General features: G+C 65.2%; 26 protein-coding genes and 1 tRNA gene. 10 read left to right on the top strand and 17 right to left on the bottom strand.

Annotated features, from left to right (window positions below; all coding sequences use genetic code 11):
* Positions 1 to 19: 19 nt before the first annotated feature.
* Genes EYW42_RS09155 through EYW42_RS09135 form a run of 5 tightly spaced genes read right to left on the bottom strand, consistent with a single transcriptional unit; the run spans position 20 to position 4,235 of the window.
* On the bottom strand, positions 20 to 832 hold the full coding sequence (locus tag EYW42_RS09155) for a DUF7856 family protein (RefSeq protein WP_135534964.1): 813 nt from the start codon (positions 830 to 832) through the stop codon (positions 20 to 22).
* A complete protein-coding gene (locus EYW42_RS09150) occupies positions 829 to 1,167 on the bottom strand; it encodes a DUF7855 family protein (protein WP_135534963.1) in 339 nt (112 codons plus the stop codon). The genes EYW42_RS09155 and EYW42_RS09150 overlap by 4 nt, the downstream gene beginning before the upstream one ends.
* Positions 1,168 to 1,211: 44 nt before the next feature.
* Positions 1,212 to 1,802 carry a DUF7504 family protein gene (locus EYW42_RS09145; protein WP_135534962.1) on the bottom strand — a complete coding sequence of 197 codons (591 nt, stop codon included), beginning with the start codon at positions 1,800 to 1,802 and terminating at the stop codon, positions 1,212 to 1,214.
* Positions 1,803 to 1,859: 57 nt separating this feature from the next.
* Complete coding sequence (locus tag EYW42_RS09140; RefSeq protein WP_135534961.1) at positions 1,860 to 2,138, bottom strand: DUF7854 family protein; 279 nt, start codon at positions 2,136 to 2,138, stop codon at positions 1,860 to 1,862.
* On the bottom strand, positions 2,139 to 4,235 hold the full coding sequence (locus tag EYW42_RS09135) for a minichromosome maintenance protein MCM (RefSeq protein ID WP_135534960.1): 2,097 nt from the start codon (positions 4,233 to 4,235) through the stop codon (positions 2,139 to 2,141).
* A gap of 248 nt (positions 4,236 to 4,483) precedes the next feature.
* Between EYW42_RS09135 and EYW42_RS09130 the strand changes: the two genes are divergently transcribed.
* The gene (locus EYW42_RS09130) at positions 4,484 to 5,296 is read left to right on the top strand and encodes an aldo/keto reductase (RefSeq protein WP_135534959.1); all 813 of its coding nucleotides are present in this window, start codon (positions 4,484 to 4,486) and stop codon (positions 5,294 to 5,296) included.
* A 117-nt stretch (positions 5,297 to 5,413) separates the two neighbouring features.
* On the top strand, positions 5,414 to 6,289 hold the full coding sequence (locus EYW42_RS09125; protein WP_135534958.1) for a DUF4097 family beta strand repeat-containing protein: 876 nt from the start codon (positions 5,414 to 5,416) through the stop codon (positions 6,287 to 6,289).
* Positions 6,290 to 6,441: 152 nt separating this feature from the next.
* On the opposite strand, the gene EYW42_RS09120 is transcribed toward EYW42_RS09125, so the two are convergent.
* Together EYW42_RS09120 and EYW42_RS09115 are read right to left on the bottom strand one after the other, a co-directional pair.
* Positions 6,442 to 6,512 (bottom strand) — tRNA-Pro (locus tag EYW42_RS09120).
* 67 nt (positions 6,513 to 6,579) lie between these two features.
* Complete coding sequence (locus tag EYW42_RS09115; protein WP_375137129.1) at positions 6,580 to 8,436, bottom strand: SLC13 family permease; 1,857 nt, start codon at positions 8,434 to 8,436, stop codon at positions 6,580 to 6,582.
* A gap of 127 nt (positions 8,437 to 8,563) precedes the next feature.
* Here EYW42_RS09115 and EYW42_RS09110 point away from each other — a divergent pair, with 127 nt between their 5' ends.
* The gene (locus tag EYW42_RS09110) at positions 8,564 to 9,022 is read left to right on the top strand and encodes a hypothetical protein (RefSeq protein WP_135534957.1); all 459 of its coding nucleotides are present in this window, start codon (positions 8,564 to 8,566) and stop codon (positions 9,020 to 9,022) included.
* A gap of 13 nt (positions 9,023 to 9,035) precedes the next feature.
* Here EYW42_RS09110 and EYW42_RS09105 read toward each other — a convergent pair whose 3' ends face one another.
* The 3 genes from EYW42_RS09105 to EYW42_RS09095 form a co-directional block, all read right to left on the bottom strand.
* The gene (locus EYW42_RS09105; protein WP_135534956.1) at positions 9,036 to 11,090 is read right to left on the bottom strand and encodes a DEAD/DEAH box helicase; all 2,055 of its coding nucleotides are present in this window, start codon (positions 11,088 to 11,090) and stop codon (positions 9,036 to 9,038) included.
* A gap of 156 nt (positions 11,091 to 11,246) precedes the next feature.
* Positions 11,247 to 11,474 carry a hypothetical protein gene (locus EYW42_RS09100; protein ID WP_135534955.1) on the bottom strand — a complete coding sequence of 76 codons (228 nt, stop codon included), beginning with the start codon at positions 11,472 to 11,474 and terminating at the stop codon, positions 11,247 to 11,249.
* A 112-nt stretch (positions 11,475 to 11,586) separates the two neighbouring features.
* Positions 11,587 to 11,952 (bottom strand): cupin domain-containing protein, encoded by a 366-nt coding sequence (locus tag EYW42_RS09095; RefSeq protein WP_135534954.1) that lies wholly within the window; start codon positions 11,950 to 11,952, stop codon positions 11,587 to 11,589.
* A 74-nt stretch (positions 11,953 to 12,026) separates the two neighbouring features.
* Between EYW42_RS09095 and EYW42_RS09090 the strand changes: the two genes are divergently transcribed.
* From EYW42_RS09090 to EYW42_RS09070, 5 genes are all read left to right on the top strand, one after another.
* Positions 12,027 to 13,190, top strand: a complete 1,164-nt coding sequence (locus EYW42_RS09090; RefSeq protein ID WP_135534953.1) for a CBS domain-containing protein — start codon at positions 12,027 to 12,029, stop codon at positions 13,188 to 13,190.
* 174 nt (positions 13,191 to 13,364) lie between these two features.
* Complete coding sequence (locus EYW42_RS09085) at positions 13,365 to 14,144, top strand: PHP domain-containing protein (RefSeq protein WP_135534952.1); 780 nt, start codon at positions 13,365 to 13,367, stop codon at positions 14,142 to 14,144.
* A gap of 225 nt (positions 14,145 to 14,369) precedes the next feature.
* On the top strand, positions 14,370 to 15,023 hold the full coding sequence (locus EYW42_RS09080) for an alpha/beta hydrolase (RefSeq protein ID WP_135534951.1): 654 nt from the start codon (positions 14,370 to 14,372) through the stop codon (positions 15,021 to 15,023).
* 4 nt (positions 15,024 to 15,027) lie between these two features.
* Positions 15,028 to 15,969, top strand: coding sequence for a VOC family protein (locus tag EYW42_RS09075; protein WP_135534950.1), 942 nt, complete (start codon positions 15,028 to 15,030; stop codon positions 15,967 to 15,969).
* A 95-nt stretch (positions 15,970 to 16,064) separates the two neighbouring features.
* The gene (locus EYW42_RS09070; RefSeq protein ID WP_135534949.1) at positions 16,065 to 16,385 is read left to right on the top strand and encodes a cupin domain-containing protein; all 321 of its coding nucleotides are present in this window, start codon (positions 16,065 to 16,067) and stop codon (positions 16,383 to 16,385) included.
* A gap of 34 nt (positions 16,386 to 16,419) precedes the next feature.
* Here EYW42_RS09070 and EYW42_RS09065 read toward each other — a convergent pair whose 3' ends face one another.
* The 5 genes from EYW42_RS09065 to EYW42_RS09045 all read right to left on the bottom strand — a co-directional run bounded on the left by EYW42_RS09065 (position 16,420) and on the right by EYW42_RS09045 (position 20,604).
* Positions 16,420 to 17,478, bottom strand: a complete 1,059-nt coding sequence (locus EYW42_RS09065) for a zinc-binding dehydrogenase (protein WP_135534948.1) — start codon at positions 17,476 to 17,478, stop codon at positions 16,420 to 16,422.
* Positions 17,479 to 17,517: 39 nt separating this feature from the next.
* Positions 17,518 to 17,781, bottom strand: a complete 264-nt coding sequence (locus tag EYW42_RS19785) for a hypothetical protein (protein WP_135534947.1) — start codon at positions 17,779 to 17,781, stop codon at positions 17,518 to 17,520.
* A 211-nt stretch (positions 17,782 to 17,992) separates the two neighbouring features.
* Positions 17,993 to 19,222, bottom strand: coding sequence for an MFS transporter (locus EYW42_RS09055; protein ID WP_135534946.1), 1,230 nt, complete (start codon positions 19,220 to 19,222; stop codon positions 17,993 to 17,995).
* Between the two features lie 246 nt (positions 19,223 to 19,468).
* Entirely contained in the window at positions 19,469 to 19,828 is a 360-nt protein-coding gene (locus EYW42_RS09050; protein ID WP_135534945.1) for a hypothetical protein, read from the bottom strand.
* Positions 19,829 to 20,046: 218 nt separating this feature from the next.
* Positions 20,047 to 20,604 carry a hypothetical protein gene (locus EYW42_RS09045; protein WP_135534944.1) on the bottom strand — a complete coding sequence of 186 codons (558 nt, stop codon included), beginning with the start codon at positions 20,602 to 20,604 and terminating at the stop codon, positions 20,047 to 20,049.
* A gap of 152 nt (positions 20,605 to 20,756) precedes the next feature.
* On the opposite strand from EYW42_RS09045, the gene EYW42_RS09040 reads away from it, so the two are divergent.
* On the top strand, positions 20,757 to 21,053 hold the full coding sequence (locus EYW42_RS09040; protein WP_135534943.1) for a helix-turn-helix transcriptional regulator: 297 nt from the start codon (positions 20,757 to 20,759) through the stop codon (positions 21,051 to 21,053).
* Between the two features lie 176 nt (positions 21,054 to 21,229).
* On the opposite strand, the gene EYW42_RS09035 is transcribed toward EYW42_RS09040, so the two are convergent.
* Both EYW42_RS09035 and EYW42_RS09030 read right to left on the bottom strand, forming a co-directional pair.
* Positions 21,230 to 21,973, bottom strand: coding sequence for a universal stress protein (locus tag EYW42_RS09035; protein ID WP_135534942.1), 744 nt, complete (start codon positions 21,971 to 21,973; stop codon positions 21,230 to 21,232).
* Positions 21,973 to 23,418, bottom strand: coding sequence for an APC family permease (locus tag EYW42_RS09030; RefSeq protein ID WP_135534941.1), 1,446 nt, complete (start codon positions 23,416 to 23,418; stop codon positions 21,973 to 21,975). The genes EYW42_RS09035 and EYW42_RS09030 overlap by 1 nt, the downstream gene beginning before the upstream one ends.
* 361 nt (positions 23,419 to 23,779) lie before the next feature.
* Between EYW42_RS09030 and EYW42_RS09025 the strand changes: the two genes are divergently transcribed.
* Positions 23,780 to 24,949 (top strand): zinc-dependent alcohol dehydrogenase, encoded by a 1,170-nt coding sequence (locus EYW42_RS09025; protein WP_135534940.1) that lies wholly within the window; start codon positions 23,780 to 23,782, stop codon positions 24,947 to 24,949.
* The last annotated feature ends 91 nt before the right edge of the window (positions 24,950 to 25,040 follow it).

Here is a 25,040-nt window from a genome sequence, read left to right as displayed (position 1 = left end):
GTTGGTTCCGCTTTCGTACTTAAACCCTCAGAACGGGTGCATCGAGAACCGCTGCGGCGTCCGACGGCGAGTCGAAACGATCGCACGCGAGGACGACGGGGGCGTCGACGTCGGCGATCCGGACCACCGCGAGCGCGGCCGTCACCGTGTCGCCGTCGAAATCGCCAGTCGTCGATTCGACGGTTCCCTCGCCGGGTACGGTTTCGACGGCGTCGGCGAACGCGTCCCGAACCTCGGCCGCCAGACGGTCGCGGGCCGCGCGCCGGAGGTTCTTCTCCCGGTCTTCGAGGCGGAGACGGCGGTCGCGAGCGTCGCGCGCTTCCCGCGCCTGACCGCGAGCGTGTGCTAGCGCCTGCTCCGCGGCGATACGTTCCGTTCGGACTTCCGACAGCCGTCGAGCCGCGGCTTCTCGTTGCTCGACCGCCTCGTCTACGTCGTCGCCCTCTAGCGCGTCGATAGTTCCCCGGAGTTCGCTGACCCGCTCGGAGAGTTCGGACTCCCGTTCGCCGGTCTCCGCGACTCGCCGCCGCGCCGCTTCGCAGTCGGCGGCCGGAGGATCCAGAGTGCGCAGTTCTCGCCGAACGGCCGCGATAGTTTCGTCCTGTGGGGCGGACAGCCCCCGCGTTCGCGCGGCCTCGGCGACGGCCGACCGCACCGCGAGCGACAGTCCATCCCGGATCGGCGAAACGCGCTCATGAACTTCTCCCGGTGTCTGACAGGTGATCCAGTCGCTCTCCCTGACTGCTCGTTCGACGGTCGGTGCGTCCAGACCTCTGTCGCGGAGGTCGATGGCCCGTCCCGTTCGAACCGTCTCGCCGAGGTCTACGTTCACAGTTCTCGGTCCTGCAGGGCGTTCGGGGAGGGGTGTCCGGTTCCGGCCGCGAACTTCGCGTAGGACGTACTGGGCGAGTCACGGTTCTCGTACGCGGTCGCGGCGGATCGAACGTCGTCGGGGACGGCGGTGAATTCGTTGAACGGGCGTGTACGCTCTATCTGGACGTCATCGCCGTGTTTCTCGCGCAGACGGAGCGCCAGGAAGGCAGCCAACTCCGTTTCGTCGAACAGCGCGGCGCGGCCGAACCGCCGAACCACGGGGGACGTGTGGGTAGAACAGACGTTACGCAGCGTCTGTCTGGCCCCCCTGGAGTAGGTGACGATCAGCAACACAGTGGGGGTTGGTCGCTATAATTTTAGTATCTTACTACTGAATTCTACTGCCGGCGGACCGTGATCTCTCCCTCGTCGCTCTCGATCATCGCGTCGAACAGCGTCTGAATCCGAGCGACGGTCATATCGGAGTGAGCGCCTGGGTCGAGATGGAAATGGCCCGTTGCTCCGAACGCGTGCAAGCGGCCGGTCAACACGTGCAGGAACTCGTAGGCCGTCTCGACGTCCACGTACTGGAGCAACGCGGTGATCGAATCGAAACAGACGACGCTCCGCGAACCGGCCTCGTTCCACTCGCTCAGCACCTCGCTGACTCGGATGCTGATCCCCGTGAGGTCGCTCGGCGTTCCCACGCGTTCCATCGAGTCCGGCCGCGGCCCGTCGCTGTCGGGCGACCCTGCAGGCTCGCCGGCCGCGATCACGTGTGCGGTCGACGGTCGACCGCCGGCCCGGTCGATCCAGATACCGAGCCGATCTTGCGGGAGCTCCGTAAACGACACCCAGAGAACGTTCGTCGAACCCGGGTTCGACGGCGCGAGAAGGTCGACGCAGGTATCGTCAGTACCGTCGGCTATCGACGGAGTGAGAAACAGTACTGACGACGCGCCGTCGAGGGATTCGTTGAGGTCCGTCATGTACCGGTGCGTGCTGTTGGGTACGATTATCGGATCGCGTAAAGTGCTTCCGGCCATTCACCGGTCGGCCACGCGATCGACCGTCACGGCTACGTCGTCGTCGACGAGTTCCCGTACTCGCTCGCGTGCCTGGCGCTGAGACGTGGCGACCACTATCAGACCGTCCGCCCGACCGTCCCCGTTCGCCCGGTACGCCGCTAGCTCGTCGTCGAAATCCGTCGCGTACGTCCGCAAAACGCCGGTCACCGCCCGTTCCATGCTCTCCAGGTCCGTCTCCCCGCGTTCGTACTCCGCGAGGGCGTCCTCGATGTTTCTGAGCGCGGCGATCCGGTCCATCTACGTCGTCCGGAGGTGGTCGGTTTTCGGTTCGTACACTTCGCCTTTCTGCTTCAACTTCTCTATCTCGTGTTCGGCCTTCGACTGCTCCATCCCTATCTCATCGGCGCGTTCCATTACCACGTCGACCGGCGCGCCGTCGTCGTACTCGTCCTCTATGTCGCCGATAAGCTGTTTCAGGTTCTTGATCCGATCCCGCTGGGACTTCGAGGTCCCCGTCTCGACCACGTCAGCGTCGAACTGCCCCGTTTCGGGGTCGACGCCGATGTCTTGCAGTGTCGACCGGACGATCTCGATGACGCGCTCGGCGTCGTCCGAGTTGACGGTGTCCGAGAGCCGAACCCGCGCGCTGGCCTCGGCCAGACGGACCAGGGCTTCGAGTTTCCGGGCGGTGACGGGGACAGGTGCGTCCTCGTCCTGACCCTTCGAACGAAGGTCGACGTAGAAGTTCTGGATCGCCTCCCGGGCGTCGTCGGTCATCCGCGGATGGCAGTTCTGCTTGGCGTAGGCGACGTACTTCCGGAGGAGGTCGGCCTCGATGATGGGGTCGACCTCTTCAGTGACGTCGTCGACCTCCTGTTTGGTGATGTCGGGCGAGGCCATCTCAGTACGTTGCGTGTTCAACTCGCCGGCGTAGTTCGTCGTCAGTATGTGCTCGGCGAGGTTCTTGTCCTCCTCTTCGTCGGGTTGGTCCGTGACGGTGAAGATGAGGTCGAACCGGGAGATCAGTGCGGGTTCGAGGTCGATCTGCTCGCTGATCGACTCGTACTGGTCGAACCGACCGTATTTGGGGTTCGCGGCCCCGAGCAGCGAACAGCGGGATTTCAGCGTCGCGTTGATCCCGGCTTTCGACACGGAGATCTTCTGTTGCTCCAGCGCCTCGTGCATCGCAGACCGGTCGTCGGCGGCCATCTTGTCGAGTTCGTCGATCGCGGCGATCCCCTGGTCGGCGAGGACGAGCGCGCCCGCTTCAAGCGTCCACTGCTGGCCGTCGCCGAAGTCGTCTCTCACAGCAGCGGCGGTAAGTCCCGCACTCGATGACCCTTTGCCAGACGTGTACACCGAGCGCGGGGCGATGTTTTGGATATACGACAACAGCTGGGACTTCCCCGTACCCGGATCCCCTATCAGCAGCATGTGCAAGTCACCACGAATCCGGGACTCGTCGGGGAGGTGTTTCGTAACGCCGGAGAACAACTGGAGGATCATGGCCAGTTTCTCCTGCTCGTAACCGTATATCGACGGGGCGATAGACCCGACCATCTTCTCGTAGATGTCCGGGTCGTTTGAGAGTTCGACGATCGCCTGTTTGTCCTCCTCGGTGATCTCCATGTCCTCGAACTGCTCTTCCTCTATCTCGACGGAGACCCCGTCCATGTACACGTCGAAGATGGGGGATTTCTCCTGCTGGTTGCCCTGCTGTTCGAGTTGGAGGACGCCGGTCGCGGCGACGTGGTCGCCGGGGGTCACCTCGCCGGTGATGTCGTCCTCGATGTGGACGTCGATCGCCTGGGGCGTCTCGCCGCCGCGCAGGCCTTCGGGGCTCTCCTGGATCCGGACCTTCTGAGCGTCGACGAACTCGGACTGGTCGAAGTTGATCTGGAACGGGCCCTGTCGCTCACAGCCCTGGCACTCGTGGGGTTCCTGAAAGTCGCCGCTGGACTGGGGGACACGCGTGAGCGTCCCGCAGCGCTGGCACTCGAACGCCGCCTCCTCGATCTTCGGGCGGACGTTCGTCGCCTTCCGGACGATACCGCGGACGGCGACCAGTTTGTTGACGTGCCGGGAGCGGATCTGGCGGATCTCAGTCGTCTCGGGGAGGTTTCGGATTCGGACGTGTGCCTGTCCCAGGCTCACGTCGACGGGGAGGTCGTACAGTCTGAGCGCCTCTTCTGCGTACTCCTGTAACTGCTCGGGCTTCGAGAGGTAATCGTCGGCCAGGTCCGGGTCGTAGCGGTAGAGGTCCTGCCAGTCGACGTACAGCGAACGCTGCTCGTTCGGATAGTTCTGCGCAAGCGACCCGATCTCGTCGCGGTAGTAACTCCTGTAGAACTGCTCGAACGCATCGACGAGTTCGGTGTTTTCCGCCTGGGCCATTCACAACTCCGTAGTTCCGGATCCCCTATGAAGGTTGGCAAACCGCAGAGTGAAAGTGAAGCCGTCGAGCGCGTCGATGCGGCCGCTGTGACCGTACTCGCCCCGCGGTCTCGTCGCCTGGCAGCGCCACCTGCTCGAATCGCAGATGGCGGGACTGACGTTCGAATCCGCGGCCGACTGACGCTTTTCACTTCGTCAGCCCTGCCGGAACACGTACTCCCAAGGAGACCCGGCGGGATCTGGTTCCTATGACCGTCGACGACCTCCCGCGGCTCGGGTTCGGGACGTACTCCGAAGACGACCGTAGCCAGTGGGCCGAAAACGTCCAAACCGCGCTCGATGTCGGCTACCGCCACGTCGACACCGCGCAGGTGTACGAGAACGAGCAGTACGTCGGCGAAGGTCTCGCCGCCGCGAACGTGGACCGCGAGGACGTGTTCCTCGCGACCAAGACCGTCCACCACGACGTTCCGCCGTCGCCTGACGAGGTCGGGGAAGCCATCGACGGCTGCCTCGACCGCCTCGGCGTCGACGCTGTCGACCTGCTCTACGTCCACTGGCCCTCCGGAATGTACGACGCCGAAGCCGTTCTACCGGCGTTCGACGCCGCTCGCGACGCCGGGAAGGTCCGCCACGTCGGCCTCTCGAACTTCACGCCGGAACTGCTGGATGAGGCGCGCGACGTGCTCGATGCGCCGCTTTTCGCCCATCAGGTCGAGATGCACCCGCTCCTCCAGCAGGACGACCTCGTCGAGTACGCTCAGCGTCACGACCACTGGCTGGTCGCGTACTCACCGCTCGCGCAGGGCGGCGTGTTCGACGTTCCTGTGATCCGGGAGATAGCGGACAAACACGATGCCTCTCCCGCACAGGTGAGCCTCGCATGGCTCCTCTCGAAGGACAACGTCGCCACCATCCCGAAATCCAGCAGCAGAGACCACATGCGCGACAACCTCGCTGCGCAGGACCTCGCGCTCGACGACGAGGACATCGCCAGAATCGACGGGATCGAAACGGAACGCCGACTCGTCGACCCCGACCACGGGCCGTGGAACTGGTAGGCGCGGAGAGTCGGCCGTCGCCCGAACCGTCCCCTTCCCCTATTTATGCTTTGCTCAGAGTGGCAGCCCGTGTAACCGTCGGTCGGCCCTTTTGTAACCGGTTGATCAAGGTGTGATATGGTTCACACGACGACTCGGCGTCAGGTTCTCGCTGGCGGCGCGAGTGCGATGATCGCAGGAATTGCCGGCTGTCTGTTCGGCGAACGGACCGCCGAAGAAACCGTGAGTAGATCTGTCGATATTCGCGACGCGAACGGGGCCTCCATCGTCGGTAACCTGGGCAACGTCGTCGTTCGGGGCGAAGACCGTGACGACATCGGCGTCGAGGGCATCAAGCGGGCCACCGACGAAGACGCGATAGACGAGGTGTCGATCTCCGTCGACCGTTCCGGCGACACTATCGACATATCGGTCGAGGGCAACCAGGACAGTGGCGGCCTGCTCTCTGTCCCGCCGCTTATCGACCTGACGGTGACCGTTCCGGAGGATTTCCGCGTTACCCGCGCCGAAGCGGACACCGGCGATATCAACGTGGAGAACGTTTCGGGGCCGACGAACGTGACCGGCGACACGGCCGATGTCGACGTTTCCGACGTCACTGGCGACGTCACCGCCCGGACCGACACCGGCGATCAACGGATCGACAGCGTCGACGGCGTCGTGACCGCGTCGGCGGATACTGGTGACGTGACGGTCCGCGAGGCGGCCGTAGACGAGGTGACAGTAGACACCGGTGATGTTACGGCTGACGTTCGGGCGCTTGACGGCGACGCACGCATCAAGACTGACACCGGCGATGTCGACCTCACGTTACCGTCGTCGCTCGACGCCAGGATCGAGGTCACCGTCGACACCGGCGACATCAAGTTCTGGGGAAGTGACGGGGGGACGACAGAGGCTGAGAACTCCTACGAGACGACGCTCGGCGAGGGCGCACACACGTTCTCGGTCGAGACGGACACCGGGGACGTGACGGTGAACGTGGTCGACTGAGCTGCAGGAAATGGGACCGCGCGGATTTGAACCAGCGGAAGACTCGCTCCGCTCGTCTTCCAGGGTTACAGATCCGGTCGTCCATTCGCCGCAAGGGGGTTCGCACACGCCTCGCTGTCGCTCGGCGGTGCTCTGAAGTCTTGCGGCAGAAATGGGACCGCGCGGATTTGAACCGCGGTCACGAGCACCCAAGGCTCGGAGTATACCACTAACCCACGGTCCCGCATGACCTCCTTCGGCCGTTGCGGTGTAAAGGGTTTCGTTCAACGACGCAGCGCCGCCACCCCTCGCTACACCCCCCACAACACCGCGATACCGGCCGTCGTGACGATAGCGAACAGCAACTGGAGGGGGCCGCCGACCCGGAGGTAATCCGTGAATCGGTAGCCGCCGGGACCGTAGACGAACAGGTTGGTCTGGTAGCCGACGGGCGTCATGAACGCGGTGCTTGCGGCGAACGTCACGGCGAGGATGAATGAGAACGCATTCGCGTCGAGACGCTGTGCCGCCTCGAAGGCGACCGGGACCATGAGCACGACGCTGGCGTTGTTGCTGATGACGTTCGTCAGAAGTGCGGTGACGACGTACAGCAGACCGAGTACCGCGACGGGGGGGAGCGCCGATGCGCTCCTGACGATCACGTCGGCGATCAGTTCGGCCGCGCCGGAGTTCTCCATTGCGAGACCGAGCGGGATGACGCCGGCGAGCAGAACGATAACGTCCCACTGAACGGACTCGTACACTTCGCCCGGTTTGAGACAGCCAGTCAGCACCATCAAGAGCGCGCCGGCCAGCGCGGCGACCATGATCGGGAGGAAATCCACCGCGGCGACGGCGACGACGCCGGCGACGATGCCCAGCGCGACGGGTATTTTCGATTCCCGAAAGGACTTGCGCTCGATCTCGCGAGCGACGGTGAAATCGCGGTTGCGGTCGAGGCGGTCGATGCTGTCCGGCGTCGCCTGGACGAGCAGCGTGTCGCCGATCCGGAGCGGGACGTGGTCGAGGCGTCTTCGGATCACGTCGCCACCGCGCCGGAGTGCGAGCACCGTCGCGTCGTAGCGCTGCCGGAAGTTCGAGGAGACGAACGTTTCGCCGAGCAACGCCGACCCGGGCGGGATAACTATCTCGACGAGGTTCTGTTCCTCGCTCGCGGCCTCCAGTTCCGCCTCGTCGACGGTCACCTCGGGAAGCAGGTCGAGTCCTTCCTCGTCGGAGAGCGAAAGCAGCGTGTCGCGGTCGGTACGCACCGCGAAGATGTCTCCGCTCCGGACTGTTTTGGGGTTGAGCGGTTCGATGAACACCCTGTCTCCGCGAACCAGTTGGACGATGTCGACGTCGTACTCGGTCTCGTCGAGTATCTCCTTGACTGTCTGGCCGACGAGCGGCGAGTTCTCGCGGACGACCACCTCGGTGAGGTACTCGCCCATCCCGAACTCCTCGGTCAGGTCTCCGACCGGTTTGATCCGCTCGGGGAGGAGCCACCGTCCCACCGTGAGCAGGTAGACGGTGCCGACGACGCTGACGAGGAGGCCGAGCGCCGTGAATTCGAACATCCCGAACTCGCGACCGAGGAACTCGGGGCGGGACATGATGTCGCTGGCGAGGATGTTCGTCGACGTACCGATCAGCGTCAGCGTCCCGCCGAACATCGAGGCGTACGACAGCGGGATGAGGAGTTTCGACGGCGATGTCTTCCCCTCGTGAGCGAGGTTCGTGACCATCGGCAGGAGGATGGCGACTGCGGCCGTGTTGTTGATAAAGCCGGAGATGGGGCCGACGATACCGATCGTCGCGCCGAGTTGCTTGCCTTCGTCGTCGCGGGTGTAGGTCGCTATCGTGCGACCGAGGATCTGGACGATGCCGGTCCGCTGGACGCCGTCACTGAGGATGAACATCGCCAGGACGGTGATCGTCGCCGTGCTGGCGAATCCGGAGACGCCCTGTTCGGGAGAGTCCAGAACGGTGATGGAGTCAGCGAGCAGTCCGAGGTCCGCGAACGCGCCGGTCACCGGGTCAACCAGCAGGAGCGCCACCATGATCCCGAGCGCCGTCATGTCGACGGGGATCGCCTCCGTGGCGAACAGGACGAGGGCGACGAGGATGATAGCGAACACGACGACGATAGCCGGCGTTACGGATGCCACAGTGGTGAGACGTTGGGGAACCGAAAAAAGCCTGTGACGTGAATTCGTCGGCGCGTTGCACCGCTCGGCCGTTCGTTCTATCGGTATGGGCCTAGTTTTTACATACCCTGTCGGAGAACGGAGGTGTATGCATCCCGCCCTCCGTCGCCTGCTCATCGGTCCTGCCGAGAACTCGTTCGGCCGCTATCTCGGTCTCCTGGCCGCCGGAACGCTGTTCGTCGCAACGTTCGCAGCGTACGCGTTCGGTGTCTTTGCGGTCTCCGGCTGCGTCGTGTTCATCCCGGGAGACGCCGCGGTCGTCGGCAGTATCGCTGCGGCCGTGGTGGGCTACTCTCGAGGTGGACTCGTGTTTGCCTGGCTCGTCGCGTACGCGCCGTTGCTCGGCTACCACGCAGACCATGCATTCCTGGGCCTCTCCAACCGTACCGTCCAGTATCGGCTCGGCTACTTCATCAGAGTCGACGGACTGGCGTTTCTCGCGGTAGAAGGCGTCGTCATCGGGACGGTCGCGTTCGCCGTTGGATATCTCGGAAGCCTCGGAGTCGAGTTCGTTCGGAGCGGCGCGGAACCCGAGCGGCTTCGATGAGGAACGTGGGCCGTTAGAGTTCGTCCTCGTTCAACTCGATGTCGGCGACGATACTGTAGGGGTGTTTCTCCTTGCGGACGCCGTCAAGCAGGATGAACGCGTCCTCGGGGTCGAGGAAGTGACTCGTCACGGCTCGACCCAGGTCGGTCGGCTCGAACCCGTCGATGAACTCGTACTGGAGCAGTTTGCCCAGCGCGTGTTTCGTCGGAACGTCGCCGATCATCCGGTCGTTGAGCTTCTTCGCCTGTTTGCCGGCGACGGTGATGTTCGCAAGCGTCTCCTCGACGGCGGAGCTCTCGTCGTAGCGGGTCCGGACGTCTTCCATGTCGCCTTTGAGGAGTTTGAACGCCACCTCGTCCTCGGTCATCTCCATGCTGCCGTGATAGCCGCCGTCCGGTTCGACGAGGACGTACACCTTCCCCTTGTCGTGGTAGTCGGGGCGACCGGCGCGGCCGAGCATCTGGTGGAACTCCTGGACGGTGAGCCACTCGATTCCCATCGCCAGCGTGTCGAAAATGACTTGCGACGCCGGGAAGTCGACCCCCGCCGCAAGCGCCGCGGTCGTGACGACGGCGGCGAGGTCCTGGTCGCCGAACATCCGCTCGACCTTCTTTCGGCGGCCGTAGTCGAGGCCGGCGTGGTAGGGCGCTGAGTCGTACTCCAGTTTCCGGCTTATCTCGTGACAGCGCCGTCGGGAGTTCGTGAAGATGATCGTCTGCCCGCGATACCCCTTCGACGACTCCGAGTCGAACTCCCGCCTGACGAGTTTGTTCTCGATGCGGGGCTTTTCCTTGCCGTCAGCGAAGGTAACGTGGCGCTCGATAGGGACGGGCCGTTCCTCGAACTCGACGAGGTTGGCGCGCAACTGCTCGGCGAGTTCCCCGGGGTTGCCCACTGTCGCGGAGAGGTAGACCCACTGGCCGCCGTCGTACTCGCTCCGGTTCTCGGCGCGAGTCTCGCAGTAGTGTTTGAGCCGGGAGATGAGTCCGTCGAGGCGGTGGCCGCGGTCCTCCTCCTGGAGGGTGTGGACCTCGTCGATGACGACTGTCCCGATGTCGCCCAGGTCGCGGCCCGTCCGCAGGGCGTGGTCTATCCCCTCGTAGGTGCCGACGATGACGTCGGCGTTCGGGTCGAACTGGTTGCCGTTGTCGCGGACGCGACTCGCGCCGACCCGGATGGAAACGTCGACCACGTCGCCGTACTCGTCGCGGAAATCCTCGTGTTTCTGGTTGGCGAGAGCGACGAGCGGGACGAGAAACAGCATCTTCCCGTTCCCGTTCAACGCCCGGTTCAGTCCGGTCATCTCCCCGACCAGCGTCTTCCCGGTCGCCGTTGCGCTGACGACGACCTGGTCGCGGCCGTCGAACAGCCCGTTCTCGACGGCCAGGCTCTGGACCGGCAGCAGCTCCTCGAAGCGGTCCTCTAGCAGTCCCTGGACGCCGGGGTGGAGGTTCAGTTCGTCCACGCGGACGTTGTCAACCTCGTCGGTCGTCGCGCTTATCTCGTCGAACTTCGTCAGGTCCGGGTCGAGATGCCCCTTCAGCAGGCTCGTGATCCGCTCTAAGTCCTGTACGTCCAGTAGGAGCTCTTCGAGGCGGTCCCGGGCGGCACCCGTCATCTCCCCCTGATAGGACAGTTCGCGTTCGAGTTCCCGCTTGGCGCAGTCCGGACAGATGTGCTCGCCGTCGGCTTCGATCGCGGTTTCGGCGGTGATGGGCGAATATCGCCCGTTCGAGGCGCAGTAGCGACAGGTCCGGACGGCTTTCGCCTCTAGCTGATAGCCGTCGAGCATCGCCTGTAACTCCTCGCGCGCTTCCGGCGAGGTCTGCTGTGAGATGCGTATACGCGACGCTCCGCGGGCGATCTCCACGAACTCGTCGGGGTTCCGTGGCTCCTCGCTGGAGTCTTGCTTGATACGGAACTTCCCGGGACGTGGGCCCGCGCTCGTCTCCTTCAGTTCGAGCTTCGCGCGGAACACCCTGGTACCGTCGCGTTCGACGACGACGAAGTAGTCGTCGCCGGACTCGTGGAGGAACAGGGTGTCCACCTGCTGGACCTGCCGTGACACGTGAACGGGTACGAGATGCGGGTATTTCAGGCGTTCGGAAAACGGCTACAGCGCGCGACTACCGTTTTCGCGTTCGAGACGGGAGAGACTGCCGAACGACCTAAACGCTGTTTCGATCGACACGTCTGCGTGATAGTTCGCGACGTGCGGGTGTTCTCACCGCGGGGTCACGACGTGTCGCTCGGTGAACCGCGGGCGAGTCGTCACCGTCGCGCCGCAGACCGGGCAACTGTACGTTTCTCGAACTCGGTTTTCGTGGTTCTCTTCGCGGACGTCCCAGTCGCCGTCAGGGGGACTCTCGTGGCCGCACTCCGGACAGACGAGTATCGCCTTCCGGGACCGTTGCGCGCCACTACGGGGGGTGGATGATTCCGGGCGATTCATTACTCATTGCTAGGCGTTCAGCGTGCAAAAACCCCGTGACTGCGTCGGATCGATCCTGTCATTCTCACTCTGTCAGGTCACGCGACGGAGGTGTGCTCGACGGTGACTCCCCTCACTCTGCGAGGCGTATCTCGTCGTCACCGTTCGGCACAGCACAGAGGAACGCGCCGGGTTCGTCGCCCTCGTTGCGATACCAGTGGACGGCCCCCGCCGGGATCAGGAGCGCGTCGCCCTCGCTCACGACGTGTTCCTCGCCCTCGATACCGACGACGTACTCTCCGGACAGCACGTACTGCTCGTGTTCGACCTCGTTCGTGTGCTCTGGGACTTCGGCACCCGGGTCCAGTGTGAACCGCCGGAGCGCGAAGTTCGGCGCGCCGTCGTCCTCGTCGACGAGGACGCCCTTCGAAAGCCCGTCGGCGGCGTCGACTGACTCGTACGATACGTCATCCGCCCGCCTGAGAAGCGGTCGCGTCATACTCTGCGTTACGCGTTCCGCGACGTAATCCTATCGGGACGTGTTTTATGTTTTAGCCACACCAACAGTCCCGTATGCGTAGTTTTCGAATCGGGTCCCTGTTCGGGATCCCGATCAAGCTTGATCTCACGTTTCTGATCATCTTACCGATCTTCGCGTATCTGATCGGAAACGAGGTCGGGAGAACGGCGGAAATGCTCAACACGGTGTGGAACGCGGGCCTTGTGACCGACGGTCTCACCGGCGGGCTAACGCCGTGGATACTGGGCGTCGCCGCCGCGCTCGGCCTGTTCGTCGGCGTCGTGCTCCACGAGTTAGGCCACTCGCTGACCGCCATGCACTACGGCTTCTCCATCGACTCTATCACGCTGTGGATCTTCGGCGGCATCGCCTCGTTCACGGAAATGCCGGAAGACTGGAAGCAGGAGCTACAGATCGCCATCGCGGGTCCCGTCGTCAGCGTTCTGGTCGGAGCCGTCTGCTATGTCGGATTCGTCTCCCTGCCGTCGTCGCTCGATACGGTCCGGTTCGTCCTCGGCTATCTCGCCCTGCTCAACTTCGTCCTCGCGGTGTTCAACATGCTTCCTGGGTTCCCGATGGACGGTGGCCGCGTGCTTCGCGCACTGCTCGCCCGGACTCGTCCGTACGCCCGCGCCACCCAGATCGCCGCGGAGGTCGGCAAAGCGTTCGCGATCCTGCTCGGCCTCTGGGGCCTGTTCAACCTCCAGATCCTGCTGGTCGGCATCGCCTTCTTCATCTACATCGGTGCCTCCAGCGAGTCCCAGCAGGTGACGATGAAAGCCGCCTTTCAGGACGTCAGCGTCCGCGACCTGATGACGCCGCGGAATGACCTTCACACTGTCTCCCCCGATACCTCGGTCGCGGAACTGATGCGGCGGATGTTCACCGAGCGCCACACCGGCTATCCCGTCGTCGAAAACGGCAACCTCGTCGGACTCGTCACGCTGGACGACGCCCGCGACGTCAGAGAGGTCGAGCGCGACGCCTACACTGTCGACGAAGTGATGAGCGAGGACCTCCGGACCGTCACGCCCGACACGGACGCCATGACCGCGATCAACGAGATGCAGGGGAACGGGATCGGACGCCTGCTCGTGGTCGACCAGTTCGGCGACCTAGTCGGCCTCATCTCTCGGACCGACCTCATGACCGCGTTCAACATCATTCAGGAGACCGGCTCGCTCGAACCCGCCCGGCGGTCGGAGACGGCCGACTGAGCGGGACTGTCTCTCGTCGGGCGTCTCGCTGCGCGTTGGGTCGTCTGCGTTCGGAACGCTCGCCGGACAGATATCGGCTGCCGTCGCCGACCGGCAACCGAGCGCCGCGGCCTCGGCGACCGCCTCTGTCTCCCTTGCACAACCTACAAGCCTTCCGCCTCCGTTGGCCGAGGAGTGCACGACTTTCACCTTCACTCGAACTACTCGGACGGCCGGTTCCTGCCGTGGATGGTTCGGGCCGCGAGCGAGGCCGGTCTCGACGGCGTGGGAGTCGCCGACCACTGCAACGTCTCCGAGCGGGCGTCGATGCGGGACGTGCGGGCCAAGCTGGGATTCAACCTCGACCGCACGTACGAGCGTCGCCGCCGCGGTATCGAGCAGGTGCGCGACGAGGCCGATATCGAGGTGTACGACGCGGTCGAGATGGACTACGACCCTCGCGACGAGGGCGCGATCCGGGAGTTCCTCGGAGACGCCGACTTCGATTACGGTATCGGGAGCGTCCACGGTGTCGACGGGATGGACGTACAGAACCCGTCGAACTTCGTGGAGATGACCGGGGCGGAGCGCGACGCGGTCGTCGACTCGTACTTCGAGAACCTGGTCGCACTCGCGGAGTCGGAACTGTTCGACGTGGCCGCACACCCCGACCTGATCGAGCGCGTCGAACCGCTACGGGGGCGAGCCACCGAGGACCACTACCGCCGCGCCGCGTCGGCCTTCGCCGACTCGCGGACGGTGCCGGAGATCAACGCTGGGCGGGCGCTCCGCGACGAGGCGGTCGTCCACCCCACTGAGACGTTTCTGGCGGTCCTGCGAGAGCACGGTGTCGACGTCACCGTCGGAACCGATTCGCACGCCCCCGACGAGATCGGCGACCGCGCGGCGTTTCTGGAGGAACTCCTGCAGGAGCGAGGGATCGAATCGGTCGCGCCGCCGAGTCTGGATCAATAAGCCGGACGCCGCGGCGGCCTCGGAGCGTTTCCCGGCCGCCGGTGACGGTACCGTTACCTGGTCGTGTTCCCGTTAGCCAATGCGTATATGATTCTGAACCGTACGAGGAGACAAGATGATCCTCGACGAACAGCGAACGAACGAGGGGGGAAACCGCTCGGCCCGGACGACCACGACCGGCGGTCGAGCCGACACCGACGCCGTCGCAACCGCGGGTGAAGCGCCGTGAACGGACCGCACCAGGACCAGCCGCTCGTCACCGCCGGCGCGCCACTGGAGGCAGCGGAGGCCGCCGCCGTGCTGGTTCACGGCCGGGGCGCAACCGCGGAGAGCATCGTGGCGATGGCCGACGAGTTCCGACAGCGCGGCGTGGCCTACTTCGCGCCGCAGGCCGCGCGCAACGCCTGGTATCCGAACTCCTTTCTCGCGCCCGTCGAGTCGAACGAGCCGGGCCGTTCCTCGGGCCTGCAGGCGATCGAGGACGCCGTCGAAGCGGCCGAGGACGTCGGCATCCCAACCGAGCGCGTCCTCCTGCTCGGCTTCTCGCAGGGCGGCTGTCTCGCCAGCGAGTACGTCGCCCGAAACCCCCGACGCTACGGTGGCCTCGTCGCTCTCTCGGGCGGTCTCATCGGGCCGGAGGTCGACCCCGAGTCGTATCAGGGGTCGATAGCGGGGACCCCCGTGTTTCTCGGCTGTAGCGACGAGGACCCCCACATCCCGCTCGAACGCGTTCACGAGACGACCGAGACGTTCGAGCGCCTCGACGGAGACGTGACCGAGCGGATCTACGAGGGGATGGGCCACGGGGTCAACGAGGACGAGATCGGGTTCGTTTCGGGGATGTTAGCCGACCTCGTCGACGGGGACGGAGATCAGTAGTCAGATGGCGCGGCCACCGACGCCGGGGATCCACCACGTCTCCGCTATTTCGGGCGACCCGCAGGCGACCGTGGACTTCTACGCCGACGTGCTCGACCTCCGCTTCGTCAAGAAGACGGTGAACTTCGACGAGAAGTTCATGTATCATCTCTACTTCGGCGACGACACCGGTTCGCCGGGAACGCTCGCGACGTTCTTTCCCTATCAGCGGGGGCAGGTGGGCCGCGTCGGGAAGCCTCAGCCGTCCGCGCTGGCGTTCGTCGTTCCGACAGGGTCGGTCGGCTACTGGCGGGACCGCCTCGCGGCGCGCGGCGTCGCAGTCGACGACCCGGTCGAGCGCTTCGGGGAGACGGTCGTCCCGTTCCGCGACGGGGACGGGCAACCGCTGGAACTCGTTGCGAGTGCGTCGCCGCCCGCGGCGGACGGAGCGAGCGGAGATGTCCCGTCCGAGTACGCGATCCGCGGCGTCCACAGCGTGACGTTGCTGTCGACGAGCGTCTACCACACCGCCAGCACGCTCGAAGTGCTCGGCTTCGACCTGCTCGACCAGGAGGGCGACCGCGTCCGGTACCGCGTTCCGGATGCCGCCGGTGACGGCGCAACCGTCGACCTGCTCGACCGGGACGCCGAGTACGGCCGCGAGGGGGCCGGGACGATCCACCACGTCGCCGTTCGCGCAGGCGAGTTCCCTCTCTCGGCGTGGCGCGAGCGCCTCGACGAAGCCGGGCTGGAACCGACGCGGGTCACTGACCGAAAGTACTTCGAGTCCGTGTACGTCCGCGAACCGGGCGGCATTCTCTTCGAGGTCGCGACGGACGAACCGGGTCTCACCGTCGACGAGACTCCCGCCGACCTCGGGTCGTCGCTCCAGTTGCCGTCGTGGTTCGAGCAGGACCGCGCGATGATCGAGGGGCAACTGCCGGCTATCGACACTCCGGACAGCTGATCCAAACGGGGAACCCTGAGCCGCGGCCATCACCGCCTGGACTCGGGCGCGCGTTCGCCGGATCGGTTTTGGTCCAGCGCGTCGATAGTCCGAGTATGGCGTACACGAAAGCGAACTACGAGGACGTAGAATCGGTCGGCGGCGGCCTGCACATGCTGCGGGACTCGCTCGACTGCGAGAACCTCGGCGTATCGGTGCTCGAATGCGACCCCGGGTGGGAGGGGAAACCACACGACCACGCGGACGACGGGCACGAAGAGGTGTACGTACTCGTCGAGGGCGAGGCAACGGTGTCGGTCGACGGGGAGTCCGTCGACATGTCTCCGGGCGATGCGGTCCGGCTTCCACCGGACGCCGAGCGACAGATAGAGAACGGCGACGCGGAGAGCACGTTCGTCCTCGCCGGCGCGCCCTGACGACTTGGCCGTTCCCCGCTGTGAAGCCGCGCCGCTAGAACTCCGTCACGACTTCCACGCCGACAGTGTCGAACTCGCTCATCGCGGCGAGGCGGTCCGGCACCTCGTCGAGGGAGACGGTGTCGGTCACCAGCGCTTCGGGGTCGACCCGGTCGGTCGCGACCATGCGGAACAGGTCCCCGTAGCGCGCCGGCGGCATCCCGCGAGAGCCCCGGACCGTGAGGCCGCCCTGTACGATCTCGTCCATCGGAAGCGGTATCTCTCCGCGGTCGTCCTCGCCGGTCAGGCCGACCTGAACGTGGGTGCCGCCGCTCGCCAGCGAGTCGACGGCGGTGCGACACGTCTCCGCGCTTCCGAGGGCGTCGACTGAGACATCCGCACCGCCGAGCGATTCGCGGACCAGCGCCGGCATGTCCGCGACTTCGTCGGCGTTCACCGTCTCGGACGCGCCCATCTCCGCGGCGAGGTCGAGCGGTTCGTCGCGGACGTCGACCGCGACGACGGTTCCGCCGAGCGCCGCCGCGACCTGGACCGCCGAGAGGCCGACGCCGCCGCACCCGACGACGACAACCCTGTCGCCGCCGCTCACGCCGGCGACGGCGTCTAGCGCCTCGAACGCGGTGACGAACCGACAGCCCATGCTCGCCGCGGCGACCGAGGAGACGCCGTCCGGAAGTTCCACCGCGTTGATGTCGGCCCGCGGGACGTGGAACGACTCCGCGAACGCCCCCGGCGCGTCCGGGCCGAACCCGAGCGCCGTCGCGTCCTCGCAGTAGTTCGTCCGGCCGCGGCGACACGCGGGACAGGACCCGTCGGCGAGGTTGAACGGAACGACGACGCGGTCGCCGACATCGACCGTCTCGACGGCCGCGCCCGCCTCGCGGACGACGCCGACGGGTTCGTGGCCGAGAACCTGACCGATCGGAACTCGGTCGTCGGCCCAGTCGCCGTGGCCCTGCCAGGCGTGCCAGTCGCTCCGGCAGACGCCGCAGGCCTCCGTCTCTACGACGACGCCGTCGGGGTCTGCGGTCGGTTCGGGCCGGTCCCGCACCGCCGGCGGTTCGCCGTACTCCTCCAGAACGACAGCGCGCATACGGGGTGGTTCGTGCGCTGATAGAAAGTGGCTTCGGCGTCAGTCGTCCTCGCCGTCGGGGCTCGTATCGTTCGCCTCGGCTGTCCCGTCGCCAGCGGCGGAACCGCCGCTGTCGTTTCCGTCCCCGTCCGCGTCGAGTAACCGTTCTATCTCGCTTTCGTCGAGGATGTCGACCAGGCTCGCGTCTTCGTGTTGGTAGGCCTCCCACTCTTCGTCGGAAAGTCGCTCTCTGAGCCCATCCTCGCCGAGGTGCGATTCGAGAGTGTCGTCAATGTCTTCCGGGTCGTATCCAGGTACCGGCATGGGGATGAGTACGACACCCACACAGTTATGCGCTCGCTGGCGTCAGATCGGTGAGACGCGCTCGGCCCTGTCACCGACCTGCGCGTAGCCGCGGTCAGCAGGCGATGGCGTCCGCCGAGCGCCGAAAGGCTTCCCCTGTCTCCCCTCGCGTCCGCATCGTCTGCAATCGGCGGTGACGACTGGAAACGGACTATTCCGGGTCGGCGGTCGGTCAGCGGTCGTCGGCCCACAGCACCCCGGCGAGCGCCGTCGCGCACGCTATCGACGCTGTGAGCAGCCAGAACGCCGGTCGGAAGCCGACCGTCTCCGAGAGGACGCCGACGACCGCGGGCGAGACGGCGCCCGCTCCCATCAGAAGCGTCCGGACGACGCCGAGGCTCCCTCCGGCGATCGATTCCGGCACGGCCGCCATCAGGTACGCGCCCCGCACCGGTCGGTAACCGTGGCTCCCCAGACCCGTCGCGACGACGGCGACCCCCAACAGTAGCGGGTCGCCGGTCGGCGTCAGGAGAACGAGCGCGACGAGCGCGACGGTCGCTAGCCCGAGCGTGGCTCCGATGACCGGCAGTTCGCCGACGCGGTCGCTCGCCTCGCCGGAGAGTATCTGGACGAGACTCGCAACGAAGAGCGCGCTGTACAGCAGGCTCGCCGTCGCCGTCCCGAGACCCGCCTCGCTGGTGAGATACACCGGTAGGAACGCGACGAACCCGTTGTACGTGAACGAAAAGAGCACCGTCGCGAGGACGAACGCCGCGAAGCGCCACTCCCGAAACAGCGCGACGTACTGTCGGACCCCTGTCTCGGCGTCGCCCGCACCGGCGCGCTCGACCGTACTCGCGGCGATCCGACCGGGAACGCGAACGGCGAACGCCGCCGCCAGCACGACGCCCGCGACCCCGGCCAGGAGAAACAGCGTCCGCCACCCCGCGCCGACCAGTCCGGCCGACCCGAGAAAGACGGCGACTGCGGCGGGTGCGGCGACGCCCCCGAACGCGCCGACGGTGTCCATTACGCCGAGCGCCCGTCCCGTACGGTCGGGGTACGTACGCGACAGGAGGCGAACCGCGACCGTCTTGTGAACGCCCGTTCCCACGCCGACGAGCAGCATCGCCCCGACGAGCACGACAAACGGCGAGTCGACGACCAGTGCGAGTGCGCCCGCCGCCGCCAGTAACGCGCCCGCCGTGATCACTGTTACCGACCCGACCCGGTCGGCGAGCAGTCCCGAGGGGAACTGCACCGCGGCGTACACGAGCATCAGCCCGGTGTACGCCGCGCCGAGAACGGCGTACGATGCGTCGTACGACCCCTGAAACGTCTCGAACAGCGGCGGGAACGCGTACCGAAGGAACTTCGCGAGAAACCAGATGAGCGCGGTCACGATCAGCGCGTCGAACCGTCGAAGCCGACGGACCGTCGATGTCGCGGACGAAGGGAACACGCCACCGGGACGGTTCGCGGCGGCGTCAAAAAAGCGGTCCGGAAGGCGACTCTGGCAGTCAGTACCGAATCAGCTGCGTGTCTCCGGGTGATCTACGAAAACCGCAAATGGGGGTGGGGGGTGGGTGACGATGGGATATCACCCGTTCGACGGTTCGAACTTTTCACATATATGTTATTTGGCCAATGCGAATTCCGGTTGGGGATCGCCGGTCGGCCTCGGTGCCGTCGACGGGTCATTCCTCGGTTACAGGCCGAGCGCGTCCCGAAGCGACGTGACGATCCCGCGTTCCGTCGTCGAGAGTTCGTCCTCGATGGCGTCGAGTTCCGCCTCTCCGAACCGTTCGTCGCGGCGGGCGTCTCGGAGCCACTGCTCCCACTCCTCGGTCGATAGGGTTCCGCGGGAACCGTCACCCCACTGTTCGGTGAGGGCGTCCTCGTCGGGGAACGGCACGTCCATCTCGCTGTCGCCCCAGTACAGCGGTGAGAGTTTGAACGCGTCTCCTTCGTCGGTTTCCGGGACGAAGCGGTACGGGTAGTTGTTGTAGAGGAAGACGTCCTCCGGCGTGACCTCCTCGCCGTTCGGGAGTTCGAGTGTCTCGGTCACTCCGGGACACTACGCGGGCGACCCTCTTGAGGGTTCAGTTACCCTCGGCGGAGCACGCCGGCCTGCGGAGAACGGTCGGACCGGCCCCTCCCGGCCATCCGAACGACTCGTAGGGACTGTCGTAACTGTGTCCGGGTATTCACTGACTCCGTGTCGGCGAACTACCGAACTGACTTGCAACAGTCCCGATCAGTTAGTTACCCGTTCGGCTCGTCCGGTTAACCGCCGGTGTCTGCGTCGTCCGAGCCTGAATCGTTCAGGTTGGGATCGTCGATGCTACTCCCGGCTACGTCCGTCTGATCGACTGTCGACTCAGCCGGGTCACTGTCGAGTTCGGTGCCGGGACCCGCGTCCTCGATGTCGACCGAACTCCCGACGACCTCCTGCGCTTCGTCGCCGCTCGCCCGCTGACTGTCGCCGGTCTTGCCCCCCGAAGCGGCCGCTTCGATGTCAGTCGAACCGATGACGTCCGTCTGGTCGATATCGGGCTGTTCGCCCGCGCTATCGCCGGCGGACTGGCGCTGTCCGCTGGCGATCGCGATCAGTGATCCGCCGAGGAGAAGCCGCGTTATCCCCCGTTCGCTGTCACCGCGTCCGAGCGTCACTATCCCCCAGAGGAGCCCGATACCACCGCTGAACCCCGCTACCGCGCCGGAGTTGATGGCCCGCCGTACGGTCCGTTTCGCCTTCGAGCCGTTCGTGTAGCCGGTTCTCGCCTCGCCCCGCTCTCTGCCGGCGGTGTTTCTCGGTTCCGTAGCGATGTCTCTCCCGTTCATGCGTTCGTACTGGTCGGTCGCCACGTCCAAAACCGATGGGGTCGGACTCCCGAACGCAACAAACCCCGGGATGATCGATTCGATTCATCCTCAGAAACTAATAATTAATTATAAGTGTAGGCGCACTAATATACGTGCCGAGTAGAGAGACAATGTACGATCTAACCGGTTTCCAGCGTGACCTGCTCTACATTATCGCTGGACAGCAGAACCTCCACGGTCTCGCGATCAAAGAGGAGTTAGAGGAGTATTACGAGAAAGACATCCATCACGGCCGTCTCTACCCTAATCTCGACACTATCGTCGAGAAGGGGTTGGTCGAGAAGGGAGAGAAGGACCGCCGAACGAACGAGTATCGGCTCACGGACCGCGGACAGCGCGAGATAGAGGCGCGCAAGGAGTGGGAAGACCAGTACCTCACGCGGCGGCGGCCAGCAACCCCCGACTAGCGAGTTCTCACAGGTTGTGAACTGCTCGCACCGGCTACGTTCCCGCTACTACTCGCCTTCACAGCGACACGAGGTACCGTCACCGCATAGTACCGCCGTCGACGCCACTACTGGTACTATCCCCGGATGAGTGCGCTGAGATGCAGTGATTGGGCTCGCTCGCGTCGACGCGGTAGTCACTCGGCGGGGGCGCTCGCGTCCGCGTCGCGCTCGTTGCGGACGACGATGACTGGTCCGAGCGAGCGGTCGGCGACCTGTTCCGACGGGTCCCCGAAGAGAACGCTCCCGAGCGAGGGTTCGCTCTCCCCCATCACGACTGCGTCGTGATCCGCGGCCGCCGTCGCGATGGCCCGGACCGGCGCTCCGGAAACAGTCACGTCTCCGGTGATCGCATTAGCGGCGACGCCACGCTCGCGGAGGAGACCCGTCGCCTCCTCGACTACCGCTTCTCCCGACGGAACGTCCGCATCCGTCTCCGCGACGTAGTACAGGGTGAGTTCGATGTCTCGGTCACCGACGACTGATGCCACGAACCCCGCGATTCGATCGAGGTCGGCATCGGTACTCACTGGGAGCAGTAGCCGTTCGATCCGGGACGATGGGTTCGGGTGGAGGATCGCCTCGCACCCGGTTTCGTCCGCGACTCGCTCAACCGTCTGGTCTTCGTCGTGGGTGAACACCAGGCGAGTCTCGGCGGTCCCGTCGGCCGCATCGAAGGCGGCAACGAGGTCGTCGAGTTTCGCCTGTGCCTGGTCCTCGAACTGCATTCGCGCCTGTCCCGGCGGGGTCTGCTCCGGGAGGACGTGATACCCGAGCAAAACCACCGGCAGCGTCGACAGGAGTTCGATGACGGTCTCGGGGACCGACTCCCCTTCGAGGACTTCTATCGGTACGAGGACGTTCCAGTCGGATCCGGACATTACAGAACCCCCTTGAGTTTCACGTCGCGAGCGTAATAGAGGTACCACCCTGCGGACAGCGCCATGACGACGAGGCCGATCAGTTGGGACGCCAGTTGCATGAATCCGATGAGTGCGAAACTCGCCAGCGCTCCGAGGACGGGTACGACCGGATATCCGGGGGTCCGGAACTCAGGGTCGTACCACTCGGGTTCGTCCCGTCTGAGCGCGATCAGCGCAACACACAGCAGTCCGTACATGACGAGATGCAGAAACGAGGCGACCTCGGCGAGAACCTCGACCTCACCGAGGAGGATAAGGACGATGATCGGACCGCCGGCCAACCCGAGCGCGACGTGTGGAGTCCCGTATCGCAGGTTGATCCGACTCGCGACCCGCGGGAGCAACGCGTCTTTGCTCACCGCGTAGATCGCCCGCGACGTACTCAGGATCGAGGCGTTCGCGCTCGATACCGTCGCCAGCAGGCCGCCCACGAGGATGGCGAACGCGCCGACTGGACCGAGGAAGCTCTCGGCGACTGACACCATCGCCGTCTCCCCGAACGCGGCGAGCCGATCGCTGCCGAACGCGCTGACAGCCACGAAGATGGTCGCGACGTAAAGCACGCCGACGATGAGAACCGACCCCACCATGGCCAGCGGCAGATTTCGTCCGGGCTGTTTGATCTCGCCCGCGACGGTGGCGACTTGCGCGAAGCCGAGATAGGAGGTAAACACGAGTGCGGCGGTCGTCAGCACGGGAAACGCACCCTTCGACAGAAAGGGCTCACTGACGGGTTCGGGATCGCCGATGAGTCCGAGCGCGGAGAGGCCACCGAAGCTGAGAAACCCGACGATGATCGCCAACAGGACCGCGACCACTCCGTTCTGAAGCTTCGCGGCGTTTTCCGTCCCAGTCACGTTCAACACCGTCAGGAACACGCCGAACAGCAGCGCCAGGGGGACGACGATGTCGAACCCGCCGAGCGAGACGCCCAGTCTGGCGAGCACCGCCTCCGCGTAGAAGCCGAACCCGACGAGGTAAAACGCCGAGGCAAACACAAGACCGAACCACAGCGAGAGCCCGACGACCGCCCCGAAAAGCGACCCCATTCCCCGCGAGATGAAGTAGTAGCCGCCGCCGCTACGGGGCATGGCCGTCGCCAGCTCTGAGGCCGGTAACGCGACTAGGAGCGCGACCACAGCGCCGATTGCGAACGACCCCGCAGCCGCGGGACCGGCCTGTCCAGCCGCGATTCCCGGGAACACGAAGATGCCCGCTCCGATCATCGTGCCGACGCCGATGGCGATGCCTCCCGTCAGGCCGATGGTTCGCTCTAGTTCGGTCCCTTCCTCCGTGACCGTCGCTTCGTCGGTAGTGGTCGGTTGTTCGAGGACCGGCGTCTCTCCGTCCCGGTTTGCCGGTTCTTCCGGAGAAACGCCCCCTTCAGCTGGTGTGCCGCCCATACGTATACCTGACACGCTGACGGAATATACCTGCTGCACGATCTCCCGAACTCGCTCGGGGTCGAGAACTCGACTTGCAAGTACGTTGCGTCTCTCGATTTGGATACACTACACAATTTTTAATGAACGTTCCGTGGTCGTAGATATCGGGGGATACAGTGAGAGACAGACTCGGATCACGGACGGTGCAGTGTTCGTCGCGCCGACGCGACGGGGGTATCGAGTTCGACGGACCGACGGGTCCTATCGAGGGCACCGAGAACGCCACCGGTACGGACGATGAAACCGGCAGGACGTGCCGACCTACCGAACGACGGCCGTGGAGAGGAGTTAGCGTCCACGGCCGAACCGGGAGGGGCCGATGAGAGCGCTCACCTGGCACGGGACGGAAGACGTTCGCGTTGAGGAAGTGCCGGAGCCCGAACTCGTCAATCCGCACGACGCGATCATCGAGGTCACCGCCACCGCGATCTGCGGATCCGACCTCCATCTGTACGACGGCTACGTGCCGACGATGCGAGAGGGCGACGTGCTGGGCCACGAACCGATGGGGGAGGTCGTCGACGTGGGAAGCGGCGTCGAGACTCTCCAGGAGGGCGACCGCGTGGTCGTCCCCTTCACGATCAGCTGTGGCTCGTGCTGGTTCTGTGAGGAGGGGCTCTACTCGCTCTGTGACAACTCGAATCCGAACGCGGAAATCGCCCGCGAGATGATGGGTCAGTCGCCGGCTGGACTGTTCGGGTATTCGCACATGCTTGGGGGATACGCCGGGGGGCAGGCGGAGTACCTTCGGGTGCCGTACGCCGACGTGGGGCCGGTCAAGATCGAATCGGACCTGCCGGACGAGCAGGTGCTTTTCCTCTCGGACATCTTCCCCACGGGCTACATGGCCGCCGAGAACGCAGAGATCGAGGAGGATGACACGGTCGCAGTCTGGGGGTGCGGGCCGGTCGGACAGTTCGCCATTCAGAGCGCCTGGATGCTCGGCGCAGGTCGGGTGATCGCCATCGACCGCGTTCCGGAGCGGTTACAGATGGCGCGAGAACACGGGGAAGCGGAGACCGTCCACTTCGAGGAAGACGACGTTTACGACCGGCTCATGGGGATGACCGGCGGCCGCGGTCCGGACCGGTGTATCGACGCGGTCGGGACGGAGGCCCACGGAACGGGCGTCATGGGGGTCGCCGACAAGGTGAAACAACAGGCGAAACTCGAAGCTGACCGCCCGCACGTCCTTCGGCAAGCGATCAGATGCTGTCGGAAGGGCGGGACGCTGTCGGTTCCCGGCGTCTACCTCGGACACGCGGACAACGTCCCAGTGGGTCCGCTGATGAACAAAGCCCTGACGGTGAAGACGGGGCAAACGCACGTGCAACGCTATCTCGACCCGCTTTTGCAACGGATCGAGGACGGCGACATCGACCCGTCGTTCGTCATTACTCATCAGGAACCGCTGAAGAAGGGGCCGGAGATGTACGAGACGTTCCGCGACAAGGAGGACGGCTGCATCAAGGTAGTGCTGACGCCCTGAGGGCGCGTCGACGGGCGTGCGGTGGCGGGGAATCGTCGGCCCGCGATCCGCCGGCCGCGTCGCATCCCGCTCGGCTGTCAGAGGCGCACTA

The sequence above is a fragment of the Halostella pelagica genome (assembly GCF_004762015.1).
GTDB lineage: Archaea > Halobacteriota > Halobacteria > Halobacteriales > Natronoarchaeaceae > Halostella > Halostella pelagica.
Note: the sequence above shows the minus strand (reverse complement) of the source record. Positions and strands in the feature narration are given on the sequence as shown.

What these genes read in the sequence shown, in the direction of transcription:
- EYW42_RS09145 (WP_135534962.1), bottom strand. Translation starts at nt 1,802, where the DNA reads ATGACGGACCTCAACGAATCCCTCGACGGCGCGTCGTCAGTACTGTTT.
- EYW42_RS09095 (WP_135534954.1), bottom strand. Translation starts at nt 11,952, where the DNA reads ATGACGCGACCGCTTCTCAGGCGGGCGGATGACGTATCGTACGAGTCA.
- EYW42_RS09090 (WP_135534953.1), top strand. Translation starts at nt 12,027, where the DNA reads ATGCGTAGTTTTCGAATCGGGTCCCTGTTCGGGATCCCGATCAAGCTT.
- EYW42_RS09030 (WP_135534941.1), bottom strand. Translation starts at nt 23,418, where the DNA reads ATGGGCGGCACACCAGCTGAAGGGGGCGTTTCTCCGGAAGAACCGGCA.
- EYW42_RS09130 (WP_135534959.1), top strand. Translation starts at nt 4,484, where the DNA reads ATGACCGTCGACGACCTCCCGCGGCTCGGGTTCGGGACGTACTCCGAA.
- EYW42_RS09125 (WP_135534958.1), top strand. Translation starts at nt 5,414, where the DNA reads ATGGTTCACACGACGACTCGGCGTCAGGTTCTCGCTGGCGGCGCGAGT.
- EYW42_RS09070 (WP_135534949.1), top strand. Translation starts at nt 16,065, where the DNA reads ATGGCGTACACGAAAGCGAACTACGAGGACGTAGAATCGGTCGGCGGC.
- EYW42_RS09045 (WP_135534944.1), bottom strand. Translation starts at nt 20,604, where the DNA reads ATGAACGGGAGAGACATCGCTACGGAACCGAGAAACACCGCCGGCAGA.
- EYW42_RS09040 (WP_135534943.1), top strand. Translation starts at nt 20,757, where the DNA reads ATGTACGATCTAACCGGTTTCCAGCGTGACCTGCTCTACATTATCGCT.
- EYW42_RS09075 (WP_135534950.1), top strand. Translation starts at nt 15,028, where the DNA reads ATGGCGCGGCCACCGACGCCGGGGATCCACCACGTCTCCGCTATTTCG.
- EYW42_RS09110 (WP_135534957.1), top strand. Translation starts at nt 8,564, where the DNA reads ATGCATCCCGCCCTCCGTCGCCTGCTCATCGGTCCTGCCGAGAACTCG.
- EYW42_RS09135 (WP_135534960.1), bottom strand. Translation starts at nt 4,235, where the DNA reads ATGGCCCAGGCGGAAAACACCGAACTCGTCGATGCGTTCGAGCAGTTC.
- EYW42_RS09065 (WP_135534948.1), bottom strand. Translation starts at nt 17,478, where the DNA reads ATGCGCGCTGTCGTTCTGGAGGAGTACGGCGAACCGCCGGCGGTGCGG.
- EYW42_RS19785 (WP_135534947.1), bottom strand. Translation starts at nt 17,781, where the DNA reads ATGCCGGTACCTGGATACGACCCGGAAGACATTGACGACACTCTCGAA.
- EYW42_RS09100 (WP_135534955.1), bottom strand. Translation starts at nt 11,474, where the DNA reads ATGAATCGCCCGGAATCATCCACCCCCCGTAGTGGCGCGCAACGGTCC.
- EYW42_RS09035 (WP_135534942.1), bottom strand. Translation starts at nt 21,973, where the DNA reads ATGTCCGGATCCGACTGGAACGTCCTCGTACCGATAGAAGTCCTCGAA.
- EYW42_RS09140 (WP_135534961.1), bottom strand. Translation starts at nt 2,138, where the DNA reads ATGGACCGGATCGCCGCGCTCAGAAACATCGAGGACGCCCTCGCGGAG.
- EYW42_RS09025 (WP_135534940.1), top strand. Translation starts at nt 23,780, where the DNA reads ATGAGAGCGCTCACCTGGCACGGGACGGAAGACGTTCGCGTTGAGGAA.